Origin of the sequence: Micromonospora sp. NBC_01739, from assembly GCF_035920385.1 — a bacterium.
Classification (GTDB): Bacteria; Actinomycetota; Actinomycetes; order Mycobacteriales; family Micromonosporaceae; genus Micromonospora.
Map to the genome: position 1 here is coordinate 2,969,757 of NZ_CP109151.1, position 21,877 is coordinate 2,991,633.

Annotated in this window: 22 protein-coding genes and 1 pseudogene; 12 read left to right on the forward strand and 11 right to left on the reverse strand. The window is 70.6% G+C overall.

The genetic code is table 11. The features are described from left to right. Window positions 1–32: 32 nt before the first annotated feature. Window positions 33–659: a GOLPH3/VPS74 family protein gene (locus OIE53_RS13100; protein ID WP_327026877.1), complete on the reverse strand. Its 627-nt coding sequence runs from the start codon at window positions 657–659 to the stop codon at window positions 33–35. Between the two features lie 143 nt (window positions 660–802). Between OIE53_RS13100 and OIE53_RS13105 the strand changes: the two genes are divergently transcribed. Then, window positions 803–1,645, forward strand: a complete 843-nt coding sequence (locus OIE53_RS13105; RefSeq protein WP_327026878.1) for a helix-turn-helix domain-containing protein — start codon at window positions 803–805, stop codon at window positions 1,643–1,645. A gap of 43 nt (window positions 1,646–1,688) precedes the next feature. After that, a complete protein-coding gene (locus OIE53_RS13110; RefSeq protein ID WP_327026879.1) occupies window positions 1,689–1,889 on the forward strand; it encodes a DUF397 domain-containing protein in 201 nt (66 codons plus the stop codon). A gap of 181 nt (window positions 1,890–2,070) precedes the next feature. Here the strand turns inward: OIE53_RS13110 and OIE53_RS28465 are convergent, their stop codons facing one another. The 3 genes and pseudogenes from OIE53_RS28465 to OIE53_RS13120 all read right to left on the reverse strand — a co-directional run bounded on the left by OIE53_RS28465 (window position 2,071) and on the right by OIE53_RS13120 (window position 3,589). After that, entirely contained in the window at window positions 2,071–2,253 is a 183-nt protein-coding gene (locus OIE53_RS28465) for a hypothetical protein (protein WP_393340179.1), read from the reverse strand. A gap of 229 nt (window positions 2,254–2,482) precedes the next feature. Further along, window positions 2,483–2,650 (reverse strand): annotated as a pseudogene (locus OIE53_RS28470) (epoxide hydrolase N-terminal domain-containing protein); the annotation flags it as partial. Between the two features lie 210 nt (window positions 2,651–2,860). Beyond that, window positions 2,861–3,589, reverse strand: coding sequence for a PP2C family protein-serine/threonine phosphatase (locus OIE53_RS13120; RefSeq protein ID WP_327026880.1), 729 nt, complete (start codon window positions 3,587–3,589; stop codon window positions 2,861–2,863). 212 nt (window positions 3,590–3,801) lie between these two features. On the opposite strand from OIE53_RS13120, the gene OIE53_RS13125 reads away from it, so the two are divergent. Both OIE53_RS13125 and OIE53_RS13130 read left to right on the forward strand, forming a co-directional pair. Beyond that, entirely contained in the window at window positions 3,802–6,414 is a 2,613-nt protein-coding gene (locus OIE53_RS13125) for a glycoside hydrolase family 9 protein (protein WP_327026881.1), read from the forward strand. 197 nt (window positions 6,415–6,611) lie between these two features. Next, window positions 6,612–7,145: a GNAT family N-acetyltransferase gene (locus tag OIE53_RS13130; protein WP_327026882.1), complete on the forward strand. Its 534-nt coding sequence runs from the start codon at window positions 6,612–6,614 to the stop codon at window positions 7,143–7,145. A 120-nt stretch (window positions 7,146–7,265) separates the two neighbouring features. On the opposite strand, the gene OIE53_RS13135 is transcribed toward OIE53_RS13130, so the two are convergent. From OIE53_RS13135 to OIE53_RS13145, 3 genes are read right to left on the reverse strand one after another with little or no spacing between them, the layout of a single operon-like run. Continuing rightward, window positions 7,266–8,231: a TIGR03885 family FMN-dependent LLM class oxidoreductase gene (locus tag OIE53_RS13135; RefSeq protein ID WP_327026883.1), complete on the reverse strand. Its 966-nt coding sequence runs from the start codon at window positions 8,229–8,231 to the stop codon at window positions 7,266–7,268. 40 nt (window positions 8,232–8,271) lie between these two features. Further along, window positions 8,272–9,684 (reverse strand): NADP-dependent succinic semialdehyde dehydrogenase, encoded by a 1,413-nt coding sequence (locus OIE53_RS13140; protein WP_327026884.1) that lies wholly within the window; start codon window positions 9,682–9,684, stop codon window positions 8,272–8,274. A gap of 15 nt (window positions 9,685–9,699) precedes the next feature. Beyond that, a complete protein-coding gene (locus tag OIE53_RS13145; protein ID WP_327026885.1) occupies window positions 9,700–9,963 on the reverse strand; it encodes a DUF6343 family protein in 264 nt (87 codons plus the stop codon). A gap of 170 nt (window positions 9,964–10,133) precedes the next feature. Between OIE53_RS13145 and OIE53_RS13150 the strand changes: the two genes are divergently transcribed. After that, window positions 10,134–10,982: a GDSL-type esterase/lipase family protein gene (locus OIE53_RS13150; protein WP_327026886.1), complete on the forward strand. Its 849-nt coding sequence runs from the start codon at window positions 10,134–10,136 to the stop codon at window positions 10,980–10,982. Here OIE53_RS13150 and OIE53_RS13155 read toward each other — a convergent pair. Further along, window positions 10,970–11,740 carry an EcsC family protein gene (locus OIE53_RS13155; protein WP_327026887.1) on the reverse strand — a complete coding sequence of 257 codons (771 nt, stop codon included), beginning with the start codon at window positions 11,738–11,740 and terminating at the stop codon, window positions 10,970–10,972. The genes OIE53_RS13150 and OIE53_RS13155 overlap by 13 nt on opposite strands. Before the next feature lie 193 nt (window positions 11,741–11,933). Here OIE53_RS13155 and OIE53_RS13160 point away from each other — a divergent pair, with 193 nt between their 5' ends. From OIE53_RS13160 to OIE53_RS13170, 3 genes are all read left to right on the forward strand, one after another. After that, entirely contained in the window at window positions 11,934–12,845 is a 912-nt protein-coding gene (locus OIE53_RS13160; RefSeq protein ID WP_327026888.1) for a proteasome assembly chaperone family protein, read from the forward strand. Between the two features lie 112 nt (window positions 12,846–12,957). Further along, window positions 12,958–13,743, forward strand: a complete 786-nt coding sequence (locus tag OIE53_RS13165) for an exodeoxyribonuclease III (protein WP_327026889.1) — start codon at window positions 12,958–12,960, stop codon at window positions 13,741–13,743. 50 nt (window positions 13,744–13,793) lie between these two features. Continuing rightward, window positions 13,794–14,105: an antibiotic biosynthesis monooxygenase family protein gene (locus OIE53_RS13170; RefSeq protein WP_327026890.1), complete on the forward strand. Its 312-nt coding sequence runs from the start codon at window positions 13,794–13,796 to the stop codon at window positions 14,103–14,105. Window positions 14,106–14,130: 25 nt separating this feature from the next. Here OIE53_RS13170 and OIE53_RS13175 read toward each other — a convergent pair whose 3' ends face one another. After that, window positions 14,131–14,739, reverse strand: coding sequence for a class F sortase (locus tag OIE53_RS13175; RefSeq protein WP_327026891.1), 609 nt, complete (start codon window positions 14,737–14,739; stop codon window positions 14,131–14,133). On the opposite strand from OIE53_RS13175, the gene OIE53_RS13180 reads away from it, so the two are divergent. After that, window positions 14,696–15,028 carry a hypothetical protein gene (locus tag OIE53_RS13180; protein ID WP_327027483.1) on the forward strand — a complete coding sequence of 111 codons (333 nt, stop codon included), beginning with the start codon at window positions 14,696–14,698 and terminating at the stop codon, window positions 15,026–15,028. The two genes, OIE53_RS13175 and OIE53_RS13180, sit on opposite strands and share 44 nt — an antisense overlap. A gap of 107 nt (window positions 15,029–15,135) precedes the next feature. On the opposite strand, the gene OIE53_RS13185 is transcribed toward OIE53_RS13180, so the two are convergent. Next, a complete protein-coding gene (locus OIE53_RS13185; protein WP_393340172.1) occupies window positions 15,136–15,744 on the reverse strand; it encodes a hypothetical protein in 609 nt (202 codons plus the stop codon). Window positions 15,745–15,961: 217 nt separating this feature from the next. Between OIE53_RS13185 and trmB the strand changes: the two genes are divergently transcribed. Further along, window positions 15,962–16,585: a tRNA (guanosine(46)-N7)-methyltransferase TrmB gene (gene trmB, locus OIE53_RS13190; RefSeq protein WP_327026892.1), complete on the forward strand. Its 624-nt coding sequence runs from the start codon at window positions 15,962–15,964 to the stop codon at window positions 16,583–16,585. A 125-nt stretch (window positions 16,586–16,710) separates the two neighbouring features. After that, window positions 16,711–19,215, forward strand: a complete 2,505-nt coding sequence (locus tag OIE53_RS13195) for a DEAD/DEAH box helicase (RefSeq protein ID WP_327026893.1) — start codon at window positions 16,711–16,713, stop codon at window positions 19,213–19,215. Between the two features lie 124 nt (window positions 19,216–19,339). Here OIE53_RS13195 and OIE53_RS13200 read toward each other — a convergent pair whose 3' ends face one another. Next, on the reverse strand, window positions 19,340–20,953 hold the full coding sequence (locus OIE53_RS13200; protein WP_327026894.1) for an LPXTG cell wall anchor domain-containing protein: 1,614 nt from the start codon (window positions 20,951–20,953) through the stop codon (window positions 19,340–19,342). A 178-nt stretch (window positions 20,954–21,131) separates the two neighbouring features. Between OIE53_RS13200 and OIE53_RS13205 the strand changes: the two genes are divergently transcribed. After that, window positions 21,132–21,776, forward strand: coding sequence for a hypothetical protein (locus OIE53_RS13205; RefSeq protein WP_327026895.1), 645 nt, complete (start codon window positions 21,132–21,134; stop codon window positions 21,774–21,776). Window positions 21,777–21,877 lie beyond the last annotated feature (101 nt).

Genomic DNA, 21,877 nt, shown 5'->3' on the forward strand with positions numbered 1-21,877 from the left:
CCGGATGAGTGTGAGGGGGTTTAGGCGCCGGCTCAGGAGGTGCCGCGCAGCACGGCCGCGCCCACTGCGGCCTCGGTGTGCGCCACGAGCTCCTTGAGGGGGGCCGGCAGAGCGGGGATGATCAGATTGAGTCGGTGGTGGGCACGGGGGCCGGCGCTCCACAGCACTTCCCGGGTCAACCCGGCGGAGGCGACCAGACCCAGCAGCAGCGCGTCCGGCACGCTCGGCGGGTCGGCACGTTCCAGCACCGCACGCAGCCGGGTAGCCGGCCAGGCGGCCACATTGGGATCGATCGGCACGTAGCTGACCGTGGTGCGCAGCAGCCGTCGGCTCTCCTGCCGACGCAGCGCACCGGCCCGACAGAGCCGCTCCCCCACCGAGGTCACCGAGGTCTGGGCGAGGAAGCTGAGCCAGGTGCGTACCGACTGGTGCTGGGCCTCACCGATCAACTGGTCCAGCACGGTGTGCGCCAGGGCGTCCGCGGGCGGACGGCGGTCGATCACGCTGACCTGACCGTTGGTGACGGTCAGGTGTCCATAGAGGATCAACTCGCCGAGCAGCCCGCCGGCCAGGCCCAGACCGGTGGCGGCCGGGTGCAGTTTCGCCTTGCCACGGATGTCGTTGTGGGCGATCAGGAAGAACTCGTCGGCGATGAGCAACGGTCCTCCCCCGAATGGCCGTCCTGTGTGATCGCGAACCCGGGAAAGCATGCACGTCGATGCACTGCAATGCAACTCCCGTTTTCGACAGTTGCACTCCGTGCTGATGCGACCTGCGGATTTCCCCGTGACAGACTCGGAGGGTGACCGCAAGCCCCACTGTTCGCCGCCGCCGCATCGCTCGGGAACTCCGTCAACTGCGGGAAAGCGCCGGAATGACGCTGGATGTCGCCGCCCGGCAACTGGACATGTCCAAAAGCAACCTCTCCCGTATCGAGAACGCCCAGATCGGCATCAAGCCCCGCGACGTACGCGCCGCGTTGGCCCTGTATCAAGTGACCGGAAACGACGCCGAGGCCCTCATCGAGATCGCCCGTGGTGCCCAGCAACGCGGCTGGTGGCAGCACTACAGCGACGTACTGCCGGAATGGTTCGAGTTCTATGTCGGCCTGGAGGCCGAGGCCGCCACCCTGCGCACCTACGAGGCCGAGGCGGTGCCCGGCCTGTTGCAGACCGAGGCGTACGCCCGGGAGGTCTACCGGCTGACCGCCGGCGAGGAGGATCTCGACCGCAAGGTCGCCGCCCGACTCCGCCGACAGGACGTGCTGCACAGCGACGCCCCGGTCGAACTGTCGGTGGTGTTGAACGAGGCCGTCCTGTTACGCCCTGTCAGCGACCGGGCCGTAATGGCGGGTCAACTGTCGCATCTGGAGACGGTCGCTCAACTACCGAACGTCACGATTCAGGTACTGCCCTTCGAGGCGGGCGGGCACCCGGCGATGAACTCCCCGTACGTGATCCTCACCTTCGCCGACGCCGCCGACGCCGCCGTGGTCTACCTGGAAAACCTCACGACAGGCCTGGCACTGGAAGAGGCCGGACAGGTGGGCTCGTATAGCCTTGTGCACGAGCGGCTGCGCCGGTTGGCGCTGGATCCGGCGGCATCTCTGATCCGCCTGAAAGAAGCTGCTCGCTACTTTACGTGATCGCGTCAGCGCGATCACCCTCAGTATTTATGAAGGGATCGCGATGACCGCGCTCGACCTGTCCCGGGCGAAGTGGCGCACCAGCACCCGCAGTGTGGGTAACGGCAACTGCGTGGAAGTCGCCACACTCGACGGTCATGTCGCGGTGCGGGACAGCAAGGATCGCGGCGGGCCGGTGCTGACGTTTCCACCATCGGCCTGGAGCGCCTTCGTCGTCGGCCTCGACGAAGCCGACGGTCGCTGACCGCTGCGACATCAAGGCAGCCGGCACCGCCGGTACGCGGTAGCTGGCACACGGCGTCGCCGCTGCACGGCGGAGACACCGGGCAGGGGCAGCCCTCACACAGGAGTCTGCCCCTGCCACGGCCAGCGCGGTCGTTCTTGAGCGCAGCGGCGCTCAGCTCACACGGCCCCCATCGGCGTCGCTAGCGCAGCGACCGGAAGCCGGCGCGCAGTTCCTCCACGAAGACCTCCGGCCGTTCCCAGGCCGCGAAGTGCCCACCCTTGTCCAGCTTGTGGTAGTAGACGAGATTCGGGTACGCCCGCTCGACCCAGCTGCGCGGGGCCTGGTACAACTCGTCGGGGAAGGCACTCACCGCGGCCGGCACGGAGACCCCCTTGGTGGCGAAGAAGGAGAGCGGGTTCTCCGCGTAGAGGCGGGACGCGGAGACCGCCGTGTTCGTGGCCCGGCAACGACGGGATCACCAGGTGGAAGGCGTCGGACGCGGACGCGCCGTACGCCGTCGGATCGGTGAGCGGCCCGATGATCTTCAACTGCTCGATCACGGACCCGGGCCAGCCGTGCGTGACGATGAGCGGCAGCGCGTCCTCGTGCCGGGAGCGGACGTGGATGAAGTGGATGTCCAGGCCGTCGATCTCGGTAAGGAACTGCGGCAGGTCGTTCAGTCTCGCCTCGATCCTGCGCCAGTCGTACTCGGTCTCCCAGTAGCGCGCGAGTGCCTGGATGGTGGCCAGCGGCACGCTGTCCCCGTCGATCAGGATCACGCAGATGGGATTGCCGGCCGTCGCCCGTCACGGGCGCGCATCCCCTCGACGGCGGCTGCCTCGATCAGGCCGGTCGTCGAGGAACAGGCCGCCTCAGGTCAACACTAGGTCCGCCGCCGCGACGGCGAGCGCCCTCGGCGCAACGTCACGTCCGAACCTGTTCACGGTGTTCGGCTGGCCGACGAAAGCGGTGCCGTCCTTCGGGCGCCCTCAGCCCTCGTCGACCACGTCCGCGACGACGACCGTGACATTGTCCGGTCCACCGGCGCGCAGCGCGAGGTCGATCAGCCGGCGTGCGCACTCCTGACGGTCCGGGTATTCGGCCAGCACCTCGGCCATGGTCTCGGCGCTGACGACGTTGGACAACCCGTCGCTGCACAGCAGCCACCGGTCCCCGGCCCAGGGCAGCATCGTCGCGTACGTCGGGGAGATCTCGTCGCCCTGCAACGCCTGGGTGACCACGGCCCGGCGCGGATGGCTGCCGGCCTGGTCGGGGGTGATCAGGCCCTGGTCGACCAGCATCTGCACGAAGGTGTCGTCCCGGGTGATCTGCTTGAGCACCCCCTCGCGGAACAGGTACGCCCGGGAGTCGCCCACATGCGCCAGGGCCAGGCAGCTGCCGGTACGCGCGAACAGCAGCGCGGTCAGTGTGGTGCCCATCCCCTGTCGTTGCGGATCATCCGCGACCGCCTGACGGATCCGGCTGGTGGCCGACTGGATGCCGCTCTGCAGGGCGGCCACCAGGGCGTCCTCGGGGGTCTCCACGTCCAGTGGGGCCATCGCCTCGATGGCGATCGAGCTGGCCAGGTCGCCCGCGGCCATGCCTCCCATGCCGTCGGCGACCGCCACCAGCCAGGCGCCGGCGTGCAGGGCGTCCTGGTTACCACTGCGGATCAGGCCACAGTCGCTCGTTCCGGCAGAACGCAGCTTCAGGGTCATGGCACGCAGCCTGCCAGGCGAAGGGCGGGGTTGTCTCTAGGAGATCGGGACGACCGGGCGTGGCGCGGCAAATCTCACTGCTGAACGCCCCGATGAGGATCGGGTGCGATCGATTGACACGATCGGCCGTCCCTGGAAACATGCCCGATACCTGGGAGCGCTCCCAGGTTTCCCCCACCATTTGCCCGTCCTGTTCGTCGGAAGGATCCCCCGTGACGCCACCCCGACGTCGTCTAGCGGTGCTCGCTGCGGCAACCGCCGTGGCGCTGGCCGGCACCACCGCCGGCACCGCCTACGCCGACCCCCCGGCAGACGCACCCGAACAAATCACCAACGGCGACTTCAGCAACGGCTCCTCGCCCTGGTTCTCCTTCGGCACCGGCCCCCTCGGCGTGGTCGACGGCCAACTCTGCACCACTGTCGCCGGTGGCCTGGCCAACCCGTGGGACGCCGGCATCGGCCACGACGGAGTGCCGCTGATCGCCGGCGCCGAATACACCCTGGGCTTCGACGTCACCTCGACCCCGGGTGGCTCGGTGACCGCGGTGCTGCAACTCGGCAGCGCCCCCTACACCGGCTACTACTCGGTCATCGCGGCCGCCACCCCCACCCAGCAGCGGGTCGAGCGGACCTTCGTGGCCCCGACCGACGACAGCCGGTCCCAGCTGATCTTCCAGGTCGGTGGGGCCGCCGAACAGCAGACCGTCTGCCTGGACAACGTCTCGCTGCGCGGCGGCAACCCGCCCGAGCCGTACGAGCCGGACACCGGCCCCCGGGTCCGGGTCAACCAGGTCGGCTACCTGCCGCACGGGCCGAAGAACGCCACCGTGGTCACCGACGCCACCGAGGCCCTGCCCTGGCAGTTGAAGTCCGCCTCCGGTGCCGTGGTGGCCAGCGGCAACACCACCCCCCGCGGGGTCGACCCGGCCTCGGCGCAGAACGTCCACTCGCTGGACTTCTCCTCGTACCGCACCCCCGGACAGGGCCTGACCCTGACGGTGGACGGTGAGGTCAGCCACCCGTTCGACATCTCCGGCGCCCTCTACGAGCAGCTGCGCTCCGACGCCCTGCAGTTCTTCTACATCCAGCGCAGCGGCATCGCCATCGACGGTGACCTGGTCGGCGAGGAGTACGCCCGCCCGGCCGGCCACCTGGGGGTCGCCCCCAACCAGGGCGACACCGACGTGCCCTGCCAGCCCGGGGTCTGCGACTACCGGCTGGACGTGCGCGGCGGCTGGTACGACGCGGGCGACCACGGCAAGTACGTGGTCAACGGCGGCATCGCCACCTACCAGTTGCTGAGCACCTTCGAGCGGACCAAGAACGCGGCCACCGCCGGGTTCGGTGCCGCCCTCGGCGACGGCACCCTGCGGCTGCCCGAGCGGGACAACGGGGTACCGGACATCCTCGACGAGGCCCGCTGGGAGCTGGAGTTCCTGATGCGGATGCAGGTGCCGGCCGGCAAGCCGCTCGCCGGGATGGCCCACCACAAGATCCACGACGAGAACTGGACCGGACTGCCGTTGCAGCCCGAGGACGACCCGGAGCTGCGTGAGCTGCACCCGCCGTCCACCGCCGCCACCCTGAACCTGGCCGCCGTCACGGCCCAGTGCGCCCGGCTGTTCGCCCCGTACGACGCCGCCTTCGCGCAGCGTTGCGGCACCGCGGCCAAGACCGCCTACGCCGCGGCGAAGGCCAACCCGACCCGCTACGCCAGCCCGACCGACGGCAACGGCGGCGGCGCGTACGACGACAGCAACGTCACCGACGAGTTCTACTGGGCGGCGGCCGAGCTGTACCTGACCACCGGTGAGGCCGCCTACCTGGCCGACCTGACCGCCTCGCCGCACCACACCGGTGACGTCTTCGACGCCCGGGGCTTCGGCTGGCAGAGCGTGGCCGCCCTGGGCCGCCTCGACCTGGCCACCGTGCCCAGCGGGCTGGCGGCGGCCGAGCTGACCCGCATCCGCAAGTCGGTGACCGACGCCGCGGACGGCTACCTCGCCGAGATCGCCCGCCAGGCGTACGGGCTGCCGATGCCGGGTGAGTCCAGCAGCTACTTCTGGGGCGGCAACAGCAACGTGATCAACAACGCGATCGTGCTGGCCACCGCCTTCGACCTGACCGGTCAGGCCAAGTACCGCGACGGCGCGGTGCAGACGATGGACTACATCCTCGGCCGCAACGCGCTGAACATCTCGTTCGTCACCGGTTGGGGCGAGCACGCGGCGGAGAACCAGCACAGCCGCATCTTCGGCTACCAGCTCGACCCGACCATGCCGAAGCCGCCCGCGGGCTCGCTGGCCGGCGGTCCCAACGCCGACCTGCAGGACCCGTTCGTGGAGAAGCTGCTCGCCGGCTGCGCCCCGATGTTCTGCTACGTCGACGACATCGCCTCCTACTCGACCAACGAGGTGGCGATCAACTGGAACTCGGCGCTGGCCTGGATCGCCTCGTTCCTGGCCGACCAGGGTGACTCGGCGGCCGTGCCGGCACCCACCTGCTCGGTGACGTACACCAACTACGGCTCCTGGCAGGGCGGCACCGGCTTCACCGGCCAGGTGACCATCCGCAACACCGGCACCACCACCCTGAACGGCTGGACCGCCAAGTTCGCCTTCACCGGTGACGCCAAGGTGCGCGAGGCCTGGATGGCAGACGTCAAGCAGTCCGGCGCCACGGTGACCGCGAAGAACGAGTCGTACAACGGCAACATCGCCCCCGGCGGCACGGCGATGTTCGGCTTCAACGCCACCACCGGCAAGGGCGCCAACCCCGCACCGAACCTGATCACGGTCAACGGCGCACCCTGCACCGTCTCCTGATCCCCGGGTGGGGTGCCGTCGGCGACCGGCACCCCACCCGGCCCCACTCGCGAGGGGCCCGGCCCGGCTGCGGCCCGGCCCGCTCGGGGCCCGGTTGATCAAAAAGTTTGGGTCTGGATTCCGCCTCCAGGCGACCAAACCTCTTGATCACCGGGCCCCTCGCTGTTCGCCTGGTCGCCGGGTAGCAGGATGGCGGCATGGATGATCTGGTGTTGCGGGCCGGAGGGCCGGAGGATGCGGCGGCGGTGTTGCGACTGCTGGACGACGCCACCGCCTGGCTGGTGGCGCAGGGGCGTACCGGGCAGTGGGGCACCGAGCCCGCGTCGACCGACCCGCGCCGCATCGCCCAGGCCGACGGCTGGGCCAAGGGCGACGGTCTGTGGCTGGCAGAAATCGGCGACCGACCGGTCGGCGCGCTCGTGGTGGGCACCGCCAACGACTACGTGCCCCCGGCCACCGAACCGGAGCTGTACGTGAACCTGCTGGTCACCGACCGGGCGTACGCCGGAGCGGGAATCGGTGCCCGACTACTGGCGCACGCCGCCGACCTGGCCCGACAAAGCGGTGTCCACCTGCTCCGCGTGGACTGCTACGCCGGCGACGACGGCGCCCTGGTCCGCTGGTACCAACGCCAGGGCTTCACCCCCACCACCCCCTTCACCCTCACCCGCCCCGCCCAACCCCCCTGGCCCGGCCAACTCCTAACCCACCCCCTGTCTCCGCCGCGTTGATCATGAGGTTGACGGCAGTCTGGAGATCGACAACTGCCGCTAACCTCATGATCAACGGGGCACAGACAGAGGGCGCGAGGGGGGTGGGGTGGGTGGGTTAGGGGGTGTGGGGTGGGTGGGTTAGGGGGTGTGGGGGAGTTTGGGGAGGACCTGGGTGCCGAAGGCGTCCAGGAAGGGGCGTTGGTCCTGGCCTACGTGGTGTAGGGCTATCTGGTCGAAGCCTAGGTCGATGTAGTCCTCCAGCCAGCCGGTGTGTCGGCCCAGGTCGGCGGAGATGTTGACCACCTCGGCCAGGCGGGACATGGGTACCTGGGCGGAGACCACGTCGAAGTGTTCCGGGGTGGCCAGGTCCCAGCAGACCGGGGGGGCGAAGACGTTGCTGCGCCACTGGTCGTACGCGATGGCCTCGGCCTCGGCCTGGCTGCCGGCCCAGCTCAGATGCACCTGGAGGTGGATCGGCCCGCGACCGCCGGCTTCCCGGTAGGCGTCGATCATGCGGCGAAGGTGGTCGGTGGAGGCGTTCACGGTGATCAGACCGTCCGCCCATTCGGCACACCAGCGGGCGGTCTCGACACTGACCGCGGCGCCGACCAGGGCGGGCGGCTGCTCGGGTCGGGTCCAGAGCCGGGCCCGGTCGACCCGGACCAGCCCGTCGTGGCTGACCTCCTCGCCGGCCAGCAGGGCCCGGATGACCTCCACGCACTCGCGCAGCCGGGCGTTGCGGACCTCCTTGCGGGGCCAGGCCTCGCCGGTGACATGTTCGTTGGCGGCCTCACCGGAGCCCAGCGCGGCCCAGAACCGGCCAGGGTACATCGCGGCCAGGGTGCCGATCGCCTGGGCGATGATGGCCGGGTGGTAACGCTGGCCCGGTGCGTTGACCACGCCGAAGGACAGCCCGGTGGCCTGGAGCGCGGAACCTAGCCACGACCAGGCGAACCCGGAGTGCCCCTGCCGCTCGCTCCAGGGTGCGAAGTGGTCGGAGCACATCGCGGCGTCGAAGCCGACCTCCTCGGCGTGACACACCGCCTCCAGCAGGGCACGGGGATGAATCTGCTCGTGGGAAGCGTGGAAACCGATCGCCGTCATGCCGGCCTCCCTACCCAGGCCGGCGGAAAAGTAAGCCGGGCTACTCGGCGTGCGCCCCGGCGCCGGCCCCGGCCTCCCCCGCACCGATCCAGACCGTCTTGAGGTTGCAGAACTCGTGCATGCCCTGGGCGGACAACTCCCGGCCGTACCCGGAGTTCTTCACCCCACCGAAGGGCAGCTCCGGGTACGAGGTGGTCATGCCGTTGATGAACACCGCCCCGGCGACCAGGTCGGTGGCGAAACGCTCCTGCTCCTGGGGGTCCCGGGTCCAGGCGTTGGAGCCGAGCCCGAAGGCGGTGCCGTTGGCCACCTCGATCGCCTCCTCGTACGAGGACACCCGGTACAACCCGGCCACCGGCCCGAACACCTCCTCGGACCACATCCGCATGCTCGGATCGAGGTCGGCGACCACGGTCGGCGGGTAGAACCAGCCCTCCCCGGTGGGTTTGCGACCACCGCAGAGCACGGTGGCTCCCTTGTCGACCGCGTCCCGGACCTGGGCGTCGACCTCGTCGCGGCCCCGCTCGCTGGCCAACGGCCCGACATCGGTGTCGGCGTCCATCGGGTCGCCGACCCGCAGCGCCGACATGCGGTGCGCGAACGCCTCCGCGAAGGCCTCGTAGACCTCGGTGTGCACGATGAACCGCTTGGCCGCGATGCAGGACTGCCCGTTGTTCTGGCAGCGTGCGGTGGTGGCCACCTCGGCGGCCAGTTCCACATCGGCCGAGGGCATCACCACGAAGGGGTCGCTGCCGCCCAGTTCCAGCACGGTCTTCTTCAGCTCCCGGCCGGCGATCTGGGCGATGGACCGGCCGGCGGGCTCGCTTCCGGTCAGGGTGGCGGCGCGTACCCGGGGGTCGCCCAGGATCTGCTCCACCGCCTCGGAGCCGACCAGCAGGGTCGTGAAGGCCCCCTCGGGGAAACCGGCGCGGCGGATCACGTCCTCCAGCAGCAGGGCGGTCTGCGGCACGTTGGAGGCGTGTTTGAGCAGCCCGGTGTTGCCGGCCATCAGGGCCGGGGCGGCGAAGCGTACGACCTGCCAGAGCGGAAAGTTCCAGGGCATCACCGCGAGGACCGGCCCGATCGGCTGGTAGCGGACGAAGGCCCGGGTCGCAGAGACCGCCTTCGCGTCGGCCGGTAGATCGGCCAGGAACTCGGCGGCGTGGGCGGCGTAGAAGCGGAAGGCGGTGGCGCACTTGGTGACCTCTGCCTTGGCTGCGGCGTACGTCTTGCCCATCTCGGTGGTCATCAGCCGGGCGATGTCGTCGCGTTCGGCCTCCAGCAGGTCCGCCGCCGCGTTCAGCCACCGCCCGCGCTGGTCGATGGTGGTGCCCCGCAGCTGCTGGTACGCCAGATCGGCCCGTTCGATCGCGTCGCTCAGCTGCTCGTCCGACATCGGCTCGAAGGTCTTGAGCACCTGGCCGGTAACGGGGTTGGTGGTGGCGATGGGCATCAGGGCTTTCTCCCGTCACTCGAAGAGCGAGTGCCGCACACCGGGTTCCTCACGGCGGCGGGCGGCACGGCGGCGTTGGATGACGGCCAGGTCGACGACCGCGACCACCGCGAAGATCACGCAGACCACACCGAGCAAGGCCAGCTCGGCACGGAACGCCAGCACCGCGAAGACGACCATGGTGACGAGCCCGAAGCCGGCCAGCACCAGCCGCAGATTGAGTGCGCTGTACGCGTGGCCGACCGTGCCGCGGGCACGCCGGGGCTGTGATCTCGTCATCACCTCCACCTACCCCGCACCGCCCGGACTAACCGCCACCACCGCGACTAGCACGCTTCTCGACCCGGCGACAGGGATCTGCCGCATCTCCGACAAGGCGGCACGAAGGTCACGCGGCCCACGCGTACAGTCATCCTGCCGTCTCTGCGCGCTACGAGGCTGGGGAAGTCATGCCTGGACGCTGGACAACCGCCGCCGTCTGCCTGCTCGCGTTGGTCGCCCTGGCCTGCGAGGCGGGCGGAGAGGCGACCCCCCGACCCACCGGCAGCCCGCCACCCGGCTCCCCCAAGGTGGTCGCCGCCCTCGGTGACTCCATCACCACCGGCTTCGGCTCCTGCCTCGTGCTCACCTCCTGCGAACGCAACTCCTGGTCCACCGGGTCGGGGCTGCGGGTCGACAGCCACTACCGCCGGCTGCTGGACCGCAACCCCAAGCTGCGGGACAAGGCGTACAACCACGCCCGACCGGGGGCCCGGGCCGCCGCGTTGGCCGGCCAGGCGGAGGCGGCGGTACGCGACCGGGCCGACTACGTGACCGTGCTGATCGGGGCCAACGACGCCTGCCGCAACTCCATCGAGGCGATGACCCCGGTTACCGAGTTCCGGGCCGAGATCGACCGAGGGCTGAAAGTGCTGCGCGAGGGCCGACCCAAGGCCCGGGTGCTGGTGGTCAGCATCCCCAACCTGTACCGGCTCTGGGAGGTCGGCCACGACGACTCCCGGGCCACCCGGGCCTGGCGACGGGGGGTCTGTCCGGCGCTGCTGGCCGAGCCGACCTCGACCGCACCGGCCGACCGGGCCCGCCGCACGGAGTTCAAGGAACGGATCTCGGCCTACAACAGACAACTGTCGGCCGCCTGCCGCGCGTACGGCTCCCGGTGTCGGTACGACGGCGGGGCGGTGCACCGGGTCAGGTTCGACCTGGACCTGGTCAACGCCCTGGACTACTTCCACCCCAACACGGCCGGTCAGTCCCGTCTCGCCGAGGTGACCTGGCGCTCCTCCGGCTACGCCGACTGATCGTCGTCCTCAGGGGAACGGCGAGGGGTCGGGATGTGCGGATGACCGTGCTGACGGTAGTGGGCCCGGGAGCGTTCGGCGAGGTTCTTGGTGGCCGAGGAGTTCGCCCAGGTGCCCAGAATGATGGCCGCCCCCGGTACCACCTTGGCGAAGACCCGCTTCGCGGCCCGTACCCCGGCCATCTGGGCCAGCCGGATCCCGAGCCGCAGCATCGCCCGACCCAGGGTGGTCTGACCGCCACCACCGAACAGCGCACCGGCCCGTTCCCGGCCCGCCGCCACCCCCAGGGCCAGTCGGGCGCTGGCCGCCACCTTGTGCACCTTCTGCAGGACCAGCAGGTCGGCGGCCCGGTCCTGGTGTGCCGGGTCCGCGCCGTAGGCGGCGGCGATGTGCAGCACCATGCGGGCCTGGGTCCAGGCGAGCACCCCGACATCGAGCACCGCACCGGGCAGACCGGCCGCCCCGGAGACGGCACCGGAGAGCCGGGCCTGGTTGACGAATCGGCGTACCACCTGATCGGCCAGGGAGTCCGGGGTGGCGTTCGGGTGCTGCGCGCGGGCCTGTCGGACCCAGGTGGCCGCCTCCGGACCGAGTCGGCGTACCGCCTCCAGGGCGAGATGTTCCGGGGCGTACTGCGGGTCCTGGCGCATCCGGTCCCAGAGGGTGACCGGTGGCGTCTCGGTGGCCTCACCCTCGGGCCGCCGGCCCGGCACTGCCGGGACGCCGGGCTGTCCGTTGACCGGAGCCGGGTCGCTCATCACCACTCCCTTCCACGATGCTCACTCATATGTACCCCCGGGCCGCAACGCCGTATTCGGGCAGGGTCGGATCGAATCCGGGTCGGGCGGACCGGCGCGGCAGGAATGCGCCAGGATGGCGGGTACGTTCTGGCGATCGGGGGAGCCGTCAAACCAGCAACCCCCGTTACGCGCAACCAGGGAGGCCGCACCGGTGCTCGATCCACACGAGCTCTACGAACTCACCACCGATCTGCCCGAACTAGGGCAACCGGTCCTGATCCAGGCACTCACCGGTTTCGTCGACGCCGGCAACGCCAGCCGACTGGCCCGCGAGCAGTTGCTGACCTCGTTGGAGTCCCGCCAGATCGCCCGCTTCGACCTCGACCAGCTCTTCGACTACCGATCCCGCCGCCCGGTGATGACCTTCGTGGAGGATCACTGGGAAAGCTACGACACGCCGGAGTTGGTGCTGCATCTGCTGCACGACGACGACGAGACCCCCTTCCTGCTGCTCACCGGGCCGGAGCCGGATCTGCAGTGGGAGCGGTTCGTCGCCGCGGTCGCCGGGCTCTCCGCCCGGCTGGACGTACGCCTGACGGTGGGGCTCAACTCGATCCCGATGGCGGTGCCGCACACCCGGCCCGCCGGGGTGACCGCCCACGCCACCCGCCCCGATCTGATCGTCGGCTACGAGCCGTGGCTGCAACGGGTCCAGGTACCCGGCAGCGTGGGTCACCTGCTGGAGTTCCGCCTGGGTGAGGCCGGTCGGGACGCCCTGGGCTTCGCCGCCCATGTGCCGCACTACGTGGCGCAGGCGGAGTACCCGGCCGCCGCCGAGGTGCTGCTCGCCTCCGTGTCCCGCAGCACCGGGCTACTGCTGCCCCGCGACGGGCTGCGCTCCGCCGCCGAGGCGGTCCGGGTGGAGATCGACCGGCAGGTGACGCAGAGCGAGGAGGCCAGCACCCTGGTGCAGGCCTTGGAGGAACAGTACGACGCGTACGCCCGGGGTCAGGAAGGTAAGAACCTGCTGGCGGCGGAGACCGGCCCCCTGCCCACCGCGGAGGAACTCGGCGCCGAACTGGAACGTTTCCTGGCCGAACAGACCCGCCCCAACAACGAATGAGGGTGTAAGGAAGGGCCCCTTGTTAACGCCTGGTGCAGAGCAGGGGCCCCCTGTTAACAACCTCAGGGGTGGCGGCGCGCGGAGTCGGGCCGGGATACGGCAGGCTGACATCATGCGTCTGGCGACCTGGAACGTGAACTCGGTGAAGGCCCGCCTGCCCCGGCTGCTCGACTGGTTGGCCGGCACCGAACCGGACGTGGTCTGCCTCCAGGAGACCAAGTGCCCCGACGGCGCCTTCCCGGTGGCCGAGGTGGGCGAGCTGGGCTACACCGTGGCCAGCCACAGCGACGGCCGGTGGAACGGGGTGGCCATCCTGTCCCGGGTCGGCCTGGCCGATGTCACGGTCGGCTTTCCCGGCGAGCCGGGCTTCCCCGAGCCGGAGGCCCGAGCCATCGCCGCCACCTGCGGCGGGGTACGCGTCTGGTCGGTGTACGTGCCGAACGGGCGGGCCCCCGACGACCCGCACTACGCCTACAAGCTGGCCTGGCTGGGGGCCCTGCGGGAGGCGCTGGCCGCCGAGTTGACCGACCATCCGGCGTTGGCGGTCTGCGGGGACTTCAACGTGGCCCCGACGGACGACGACGTGTGGGATCCGGCGTTGTTCGCCACCTCCACCCATGTCACCCCGGCCGAACGGGCCGCCCTGGCGGCGTTGCGGGACCTGGGCCTCGTCGATGTGGTGCCCACCCCGATGAAGGGGCCGTATCCCTTCACCTACTGGGACTATCGGGCCGGCATGTTCCACCAGAACAAGGGCATGCGGATCGACCTGGTGTACGCCTCGGCACCGTTGGCCGGCACGGTCCGCGCGGCCTATGTCGACCGGGAGGCCCGCAAGGGCAAGTCCCCCTCCGACCATGCCCCGATCGTCGTCGACACCACAGTCGAAACCTTCTGAGGTGACGACTCTGCGCCGTGGCGGGCGCTGCCCGCGTCTAGGGTGGGGACATGGCAGTCGTGAAGATCAACGCGATCGAGGTACCCCCGGGAGCCGGCGAGGAGTTGGAGAAGCGGTTCGCCGCGCGGGCGCACGCCGTGCAGAACTCCCCCGGCTTCCTCGGCTTCGAGTTGCTGCGCCCGGTCGCCGGTGACAACCGCTACTTCGTCTACACCCGCTGGGAGAGCGAGCAGGCGTACCAGGACTGGGCCGCCGGCCCGGCCCGTGCCGCCCACGCCGCCCCGCCCGGCGGCGAACAACGCCCCCCGGTCGCCACCGGCGCCACCCTGCTGGAGTTCGAGGTGGTGCAGCAGGTTCCCTGAGTCACCGGCCCGCTCTGGGCTGCTGCTATGCGGGGCGGGTCTCGGTGTGGGTGGCGAAGGCGATGACATTGTCGGCGTAGCCGGTCGCGCCGCCGAGCCACTGACCCCCGCAGGTGATCAGCCGCAGGCTGGGCGGGCCGTCATGGCCGTAGATCCGGTCGGCCGGCAGTTGGTCCTTGGGGAAGCGTTCGACGGAGTCGACCGTGAACACCGCCACCGAGCCGTCCGCCCGCTGCACCTCGACGGTCTCCCCGACCCGGAGCTTGTGCAGGTCGTAGAAGACCGAGGGGCCGCTCTTGGTGTCGACATGGCCGACGATGACGGCGGGACCGGGCTCGCCGGGCACCGGCCCCCGGTCGTACCAGCCGGTCTCCTCGTGCCGACTCAACGGCGGTACGTCGATCGTCCCGTCGGCGGCGTCCCCGACCGGTTTCACCGGGGCGTTGATGTCGACCGTCGCGACCGTGAGGCGTACCGGCCGGGGTGCGGCGGGCGCGGCGACCGTCTCGCGCGCCGGTGGCTCGGCACCACCGCCGGCCGCGGTGGCCCACTGCAACGGATCACCGACGCTGCGCCCCAGCCCGGCGCCGGTGGCGAAGACACCGAGCAGTACCAGCACCACCGCCAACGGCAAGGACCAGGGACTGCGGCCGGAGCGGGTGGCCCGGCGACTGGATCGGGTGCCCCGGGGGGCCTTCCCGGCGGATGCACGCGGGCTGGTCGACGGAGGCGGACCGGCCGAGGGAAGCGGACCGGCCGGGGGCGAGGAGCGGACCGGTCGGGCCGAGCCACGGGCCGGGTGGCCGGTGGATGCCGGTCGCTTCGAGGCCGGTGGGACGTCGCCCGGGACGAAGAGGTCCGCCCGGGCGATGGAAGTCCCGGGCCGCTCGACCGGCGGCACGAACACCTCGGGCCGAGGGTGAGGGCTCGGCCGGCTACCAGCCGGACGCCCGACCCGCACCCCACCAGCCGATCGTGAGATGCGATCAACCCCGGCAGGGCGTGGGGTTCGGGAGGCGGCCATGGGGGCTCACCGGCCGGTGTGCCGACGCCGGACGGTCACGCCCCAGAGGATCACGCCGCTGACGGTCAACGCGAGCCCGCCGGGCACCAGCAGGCCGAAGGTGGTCCCGGCACCGCCGCCGAATCCGGTGGCCGGTCCCCGGCTGGGTCGGACGGTGCGGACCACCTGAAGCATCGTCGAGGCGCTCTCCCCGCCCCGACACTCCAGCTTGACCCGGTAGTTGCCGGGCAGCACCCGGTCCTTCACCTGGGCGGTACCGGTCAGCAGGCCGCGTTGCGGCTGCACGGCGACCCGGCCGAAGGCGTCCGAGACGACGATGGCCCCGACGGAGTTGTCCCGGCAGCTGGCCCGCAGGCCGACCAGATGCCCCGGTTCCACCGTGCTCGGGCTGACCTCGATGAACACGTCCGGGCCAGGTGGCTGCGGAGCGGCGACCACTCGGGCGGCGACCGGCTGGGAGGCGGCGATCGGCTGGCCGGCACCGGCCGCGGCGGCGCGGGCCGGGGTCGAGATCCCGGTCAGGGCGACGGCGAGCAGCGGGGCGACGAGGGCGAACACCGAGGCCGCGACCAGGGTGGCCGACCGGGCCGGGCGAGTACGGGTCACTGACACGATGCCCCCTCCCGGCGCGACGGAGCAGTCGCCGGGCGCCGCCGGACACCCGGTCTGCGGTACGGGAATGATGGTCTCATTCCCGGTCGTACATCACATCCGATCCGGCACCGGGCTCGCGTAAGCTCGGTGCGCTGTGACCTCCACCGAACCGATCTCCGCTGGCGCCGTGCCTCACCCGGCGCGGGCGATCCGTACCTTCCACCCGCGGCGGGGCCGCATGAGCGAGCGGCAGACGGCCGCCCTGCAGGACCTCTGGCCGGTGTACGCGCTGCGCGTGGGCGATGCCACGCCGTTCGATCCGGTCGCCTTGTTCGGCCGCCGGGCTCCGCTGGTGGTGGAGATCGGGTCCGGCATGGGTGACACGACGGTCGAGATGGCCGCCGCCGACCCGGATCGAGACTATCTGGCGGTCGAGGTGCACACGCCCGGAATCGCCAACCTGCTGGACCTGGTCCACCAGCGTGAGCTGCGCAATGTCCGCATCGCCGAGGGCGACGCGGTGGAGTTGATGCAGACGATTCCGGCGGACTCCCTGGACGCGGTGCACGTCTTCTTCCCGGACCCCTGGCCCAAGTCCCGGCATCACAAGCGGCGGCTGATCCAGCCGAGGCATGTCGCCTTGCTGCGCTCCCGGCTGGCCCTCGGCGGCATCCTGCACTGCGCCACCGACTGGGCGGAGTACGCCGAGGCGATGCGGGTCACCCTGGACGCCGATCCGGGCCTGGTCAACCTGCACGAGGGGTACGCCCCCAGGCCCGCCCACCGGCCGGTGACCCGGTTCGAGCGGCGGGCCCTGCGGGCCGGCCGCCCGATCGCCGACCTGATCTACCGCCGCCGCTAACGGGTAAGGAAGGGCCCCTTCTTAACGCCTCGTGCGGTAAAGGGGGCCCCTGTTAACAGCCGGCCCGGCGAAACCGGTCACCCGGTTGGCGTCGGAGGGCACGATCCAGGCACCATGGACCGGCCATGACTCTCACCGCCGCGCTGCCCAAGACCGCCGACCCCGACACCCTCTACGACGCGTTCGCCGGTTGGGCCTCCGCGCGCGGCCTCGACCTCTACCCCCATCAGGAGGAGGCGGTCATCGAGATCGTCTCCGGGGCCAACGTGATCATGAATACCCCGACCGGCTCGGGCAAGAGCCTGGTCGCGATCGCCGCGCACTTCGCCGCCCTGGCCGACGACCGGACGACCTTCTACACCGCGCCGATCAAGGCCCTGGTGTCGGAGAAGTTCTTCGCCCTCTGCGAGGTGTTCGGGGCGGAGAACGTCGGCATGCTCACCGGGGACGCCAGCGTCAACGCCGACGCTCCGATCATCTGCTGCACGGCGGAGATCCTGGCCAACCTGGCGCTGCGGGAGGGATCCCGGGCCGATGTCGGCCAGGTGGTCATGGACGAGTTCCACTTCTACGCCGAACCGGACCGGGGTTGGGCCTGGCAGGTGCCCCTGATCGAACTGCCTCAGGCGCAGTTCGTCCTGATGTCGGCCACCCTGGGGGACACCACCCGGTTCGTCGACGACCTGAGCCGGCGTACCGGGCGGTCCACCGCCGTCGTCCGCTCGGCCGAGCGGCCGGTCCCGCTGATCTTCTCGTACGCGATGACCCCCATGCACGAGACTCTCGAGGAACTGCTGGAGACCAAGCAGGCCCCGGTCTACGTCGTGCACTTCACCCAGGCCGCCGCCCTGGAGCGCGCCCAGGCCCTGATGAGCGTCAACGTCTGCACCCGGGCCGAGAAGGACATGATCGCCCAGGCGATCGGGAACTTCCGGTTCACCTCGGGCTTCGGCAAGACCCTGTCCCGGCTGGTCCGGCACGGCATCGGGGTGCATCACGCCGGCATGCTGCCCAAGTACCGCCGGCTGGTGGAGACCCTGGCCCAGGCCGGACTACTCAAGGTCATCTGCGGGACGGACACCCTCGGGGTCGGCATCAACGTGCCGATCCGTACGGTCCTGTTCACCGGCCTGTCGAAGTACGACGGGGTGCGGACCCGGCTGCTCAAGGCCCGCGAGTTCCACCAGATCGCCGGGCGGGCCGGACGCGCCGGCTTCGACACCCTGGGCCGGGTCGTGGTGCAGGCCCCGGAGCATGTGATCGAGAACGAGAAGGCCCTGGCCAAGGCCGGCGACGACCCCAAGAAGCGCCGCAAGGTGGTACGCAAGAAGCCGCCGGAGGGCTCGATCGGCTGGGGTGAGCCGACCTTCCAGCGGCTGGTAGAGGCCGAGCCGGAACCGCTCACCTCCAGCTTCCAGGTCAGCCACTCGATGCTGCTCAACGTCATCGGCCGCCCCGGTGACGCCTTCGCCGCCATGCGGCACCTGCTCACCGACAACCACGAGGACCCCGCCGCCCAGCGCCGGCACATCCGCCGGGCCATCGCCATCTACCGGGCGCTGAGAGCCGGTGGGGTGGTCGAGGAGTTGCCCGAGCCGGACGAGACCGGCCGACGGGTCCGGCTCACGGTCGACCTGCAACTAGACTTCGCGCTCAACCAGCCCCTGTCGCCGCTGGCCCTGGCCACCATCGAACTGCTGGACAGCGAGTCCCCCTCGTACGCCCTGGACGTGCTGAGCGTGATCGAGTCGATCCTCGACGACCCCCGCCAGGTGCTCTCCGCGCAGCAGTTCAAGGCCCGGGGTGAGGCGGTCGCCGCGATGAAGGCCGAGGGCATCGAGTACGAGGCCCGCCTGGAACTGCTCGACAACGTGACCTGGCCCAAGCCCCTCGCGGAACTGCTGGAGAACGCGTACGAGATGTACCGGCAGGGGCATCCCTGGGTCGCCGACCACCAGCTCTCCCCCAAGTCCGTGGTCCGCGACATGTACGAGCGGGCGATGACCTTCACCGAGTTCGTGCAGTTCTACGGGCTGTCCCGCTCGGAGGGCCTGGTGCTGCGCTACCTGGCCGACGCGTACAAGACCCTGCGGCAGACCGTGCCCGAGGAAGCCAAGACCGACGAGCTGATCGACCTGATCGAGTGGCTCGGGGAGCTGGTCCGCCAGGTCGACTCCAGCCTGATCGACGAATGGGAGCGGCTGCGCAACCCGACCGACCTGCCGGAGGTCGCCGCCGCCCTGGACGACCGTCCCACGGCGGTCACCCGCAACACCCGCGCCTTCCGGGTCCTCGTCCGCAACGCCCTGTTCCGTCGGGTCGAGTTGGCCGCGCTGCGGCAGTGGCACAGCCTCGGCGAACTGGACGGGGCCACCGGGTGGGACGCCGACGCCTGGGCCGAGGCGCTGGAGCCCTACTTCGAGTCGTACGGCGAGATCGGCATCGGGCCGAACGCCCGGGGCCCGGCGCTGCTCATGATCGAGCAGGGTAGGGAACGCTGGACGGTACGGCAGATCCTCGACGACCCCGAGGGCGACCACGACTGGGGCATCAGTGCCGAGGTCGACCTGGCCGCCTCCGACGAGGCGGGCACGGCGGTCATCCGGATCACGGACGTCGGCCAACTCTGAGGCGAGGCCGCCGGTGCCGGCGGCCAGCACGGGCCGTCGGCGTCCGGCACGGGCCGTCGGCGTCCGGCGCCGCAGGGGTAGGACCTGAGCGGTCCGCTCACCCCTGCGGCACCGACACCGTCGGTCAGTCGCGCGGGGCCTGGAACGCCACGCGACGACGACGGAACATCACCAGGAGTACGGCGCCGACCGCCAGCACGGCGGCACCGACACCGGCGAGCAGGGTGGCCGAGGTGCCGGTCACCGGCAGGCCGCCGCCGGTACCGCCGTCACCGTCACCGGTGTTGATGACGATGCGGGCGGTGTTGTTCTCCGGCTTGGACTCGCTGGAGTACATGGCGCCGTCGGCCACGATCGTGCCGTCCGTACCGGGCTCGGACTTGATCTTGATCTTGACGGTCGCCTTGATCCGACCGAAGCCGGAGGCGGTGCTCGGGAACTCGCTCTCGAAGTTGCAGCGCAGCTTCTTCGACTCGGGCAGGGTCCGGCCCGGCTCGCCGTCGGTGTAGCACCACTCGGCGGGCAGCAGCACCGTGCCGCTGGGCGCGGTGATGAGCACCCCCGGGCCCCCGCCGTCGGAGGGACCGTGGTTGACGACCTCGTAGGTCAGGTCGACGGTCTCACCCACGGCGCCCTTGATCGCCGGGGCGGTGACAGCCACGTCCAGGGTGTTCTTCTTGCTCCAGAACCGGAAGTCCGCGTAGTTGTTCGACTCGTCGAGCTCCCGCTCGGCGGCGGACCGCCGGGAGGCCTTGGCGTCCGCAGCCTTGACCTGCAGGGCCTTGGCGGCAGCGGCGAGGGAGGAACCCTTGCCCTTGCTGCCGGTGACCTTCTGCGCGGCCCGCGACTGCCCCGCCAGGGCGACGCTGACGACTCCACTGTGCTCCCCCGGCCCGGACAGGTTGCGACCGAAGGTGATGTTGAACAGCGACTCGCCGCTCTCGTCGTCGAACAGCAGCAGTCCCTCACCCGGCTCCAGGGGCAAGGGCAGTACGCAGGTGACCTCACTCGGCCCGTACACGTACGGAGCCCCGGTGGCGTCGGGGTAGTAGTCGGCGTACGTGCAGTCGCTGTAGCGCTCGACGAAGGTGGCGCCGGTGGCGAGACTGACGCTGAAGCTGAAGCCCTCGGCGGTGGTGTCGCCCTCGTTGAACACGCCACTGTAGAGGGGCACGGTGTCACCGCCGCCGACCCGGTCGGACTTGTCGTTCAGGTCTGCGGCTGCGGCCACCAGATCGGGCCCGGAGGCGACCACCGAGACCGGGAAGGTCGTGGTGTTGTCGTCCGGGTTCGCGTCCTCCTCCGCACCGGCGATGGTCACCGAGATCGAGCCGGCATCGCCGGGCTTGGCACCCTTCTCGCTGGCCAACGACACCGGGTAGAGGGTGTCGACCTGCCCGGCGACGAGCACCCCGACGGCGCAGGTGATCTTCTTGCCGGCGAGCTTGCACTCGTCGACCCACTCCGGCACGGTCGCGACGACTCCGGCGGAGAGCTTGCTCAGGTCGAGGGTGACGGTCACCGCGCTCGCGTCCGCCTCGCCGTAGTTGTAGACGTACATGCCGACGGTGGTGCCGCTGTTGTCGACCTCCGCGACCGGCTCTCGGGTGAACGATACGAACAGGTCGGGACGTGCGTCCGCGGCGTACGCCACCGGGGCGGAGCCGAGGAGGGCCGCCGTCGCCAGCACCGCCGTGCCGACGGCAAGGCGTGGCCAACGGGCCATGCGGGATGTCATGTGTCTGCTCCGGAAGAGAGTTTGGGGGAAGCCCGGACTTTAGACGATCTCCGAGCCGCGCGTTGTCCCCCGCCAGGGCTCGCACCGCACCCGTCGGCCCGTTTTCTCCCCTGGGCGATGTCAGACCCGTCGATTAGAATGTATGTACTAATCGAGTTCCTGACCTGGGAGGATGCTCGTGACCGCGCCCATCTCCGCCCCCCTCACGCCGTACGCCACCCTCCTCGGTTTCACCCGGTACGTCGACCGCACCGGGCCGACGAAAGCCACCTTCGTCGGCGGCCTGCGCCGCCAGCGGGCCAGCCGCTCCGGCTTCAACCCGCACGGCCAGTTCGTCAAGGCCCTCAAGACCGACATCGCCTTCCACACTGGAGGGACCCACCTGGCGCAGGTGGTGGACCTGGTCAAGCCCCGGTGGCGCCCCCTCTACCAGGCACTGGTGCCGGGCGCCACGACCTGGCTGCACTCCCTGGGCGAGCCGCGCACTGTGGACCTCGCCCAGACCCGCGACGCCCTGGCCCTGCTCGGTGACCTCCCCGTCAAGATCAACCCCCACTTCGGCGTACGCCATTCCGACGGCCGCGCCGAGGCGGTCCGCCTGCACTTCGACGAGACCCCACCCAGCGAGGAGGCCGCACTGGCCACCCTGCACCTGATGGCCCGGCACATGGATGCCGTCCTGCCGCACGCCGAGCCGATCCTGGTAGACGTACGCCGGGGCGTAACCCACCGGATGCCCGAGAGCGTCCGGTCCGAGGAGATCGAACGCTGGCTGGCCGGCGAAGCCGCCGCCTTCCGCGCCATCTGGTCCGCCGCCGCCTGACCCCCGCCCCACCCGCACGTTGCGTACGAGCAACTTCGGGGAAGATGTCGCCTCCGTGCGCCCAGAGGCAGCATCTTCCCCGAAGTTGCATACCCGCTGCC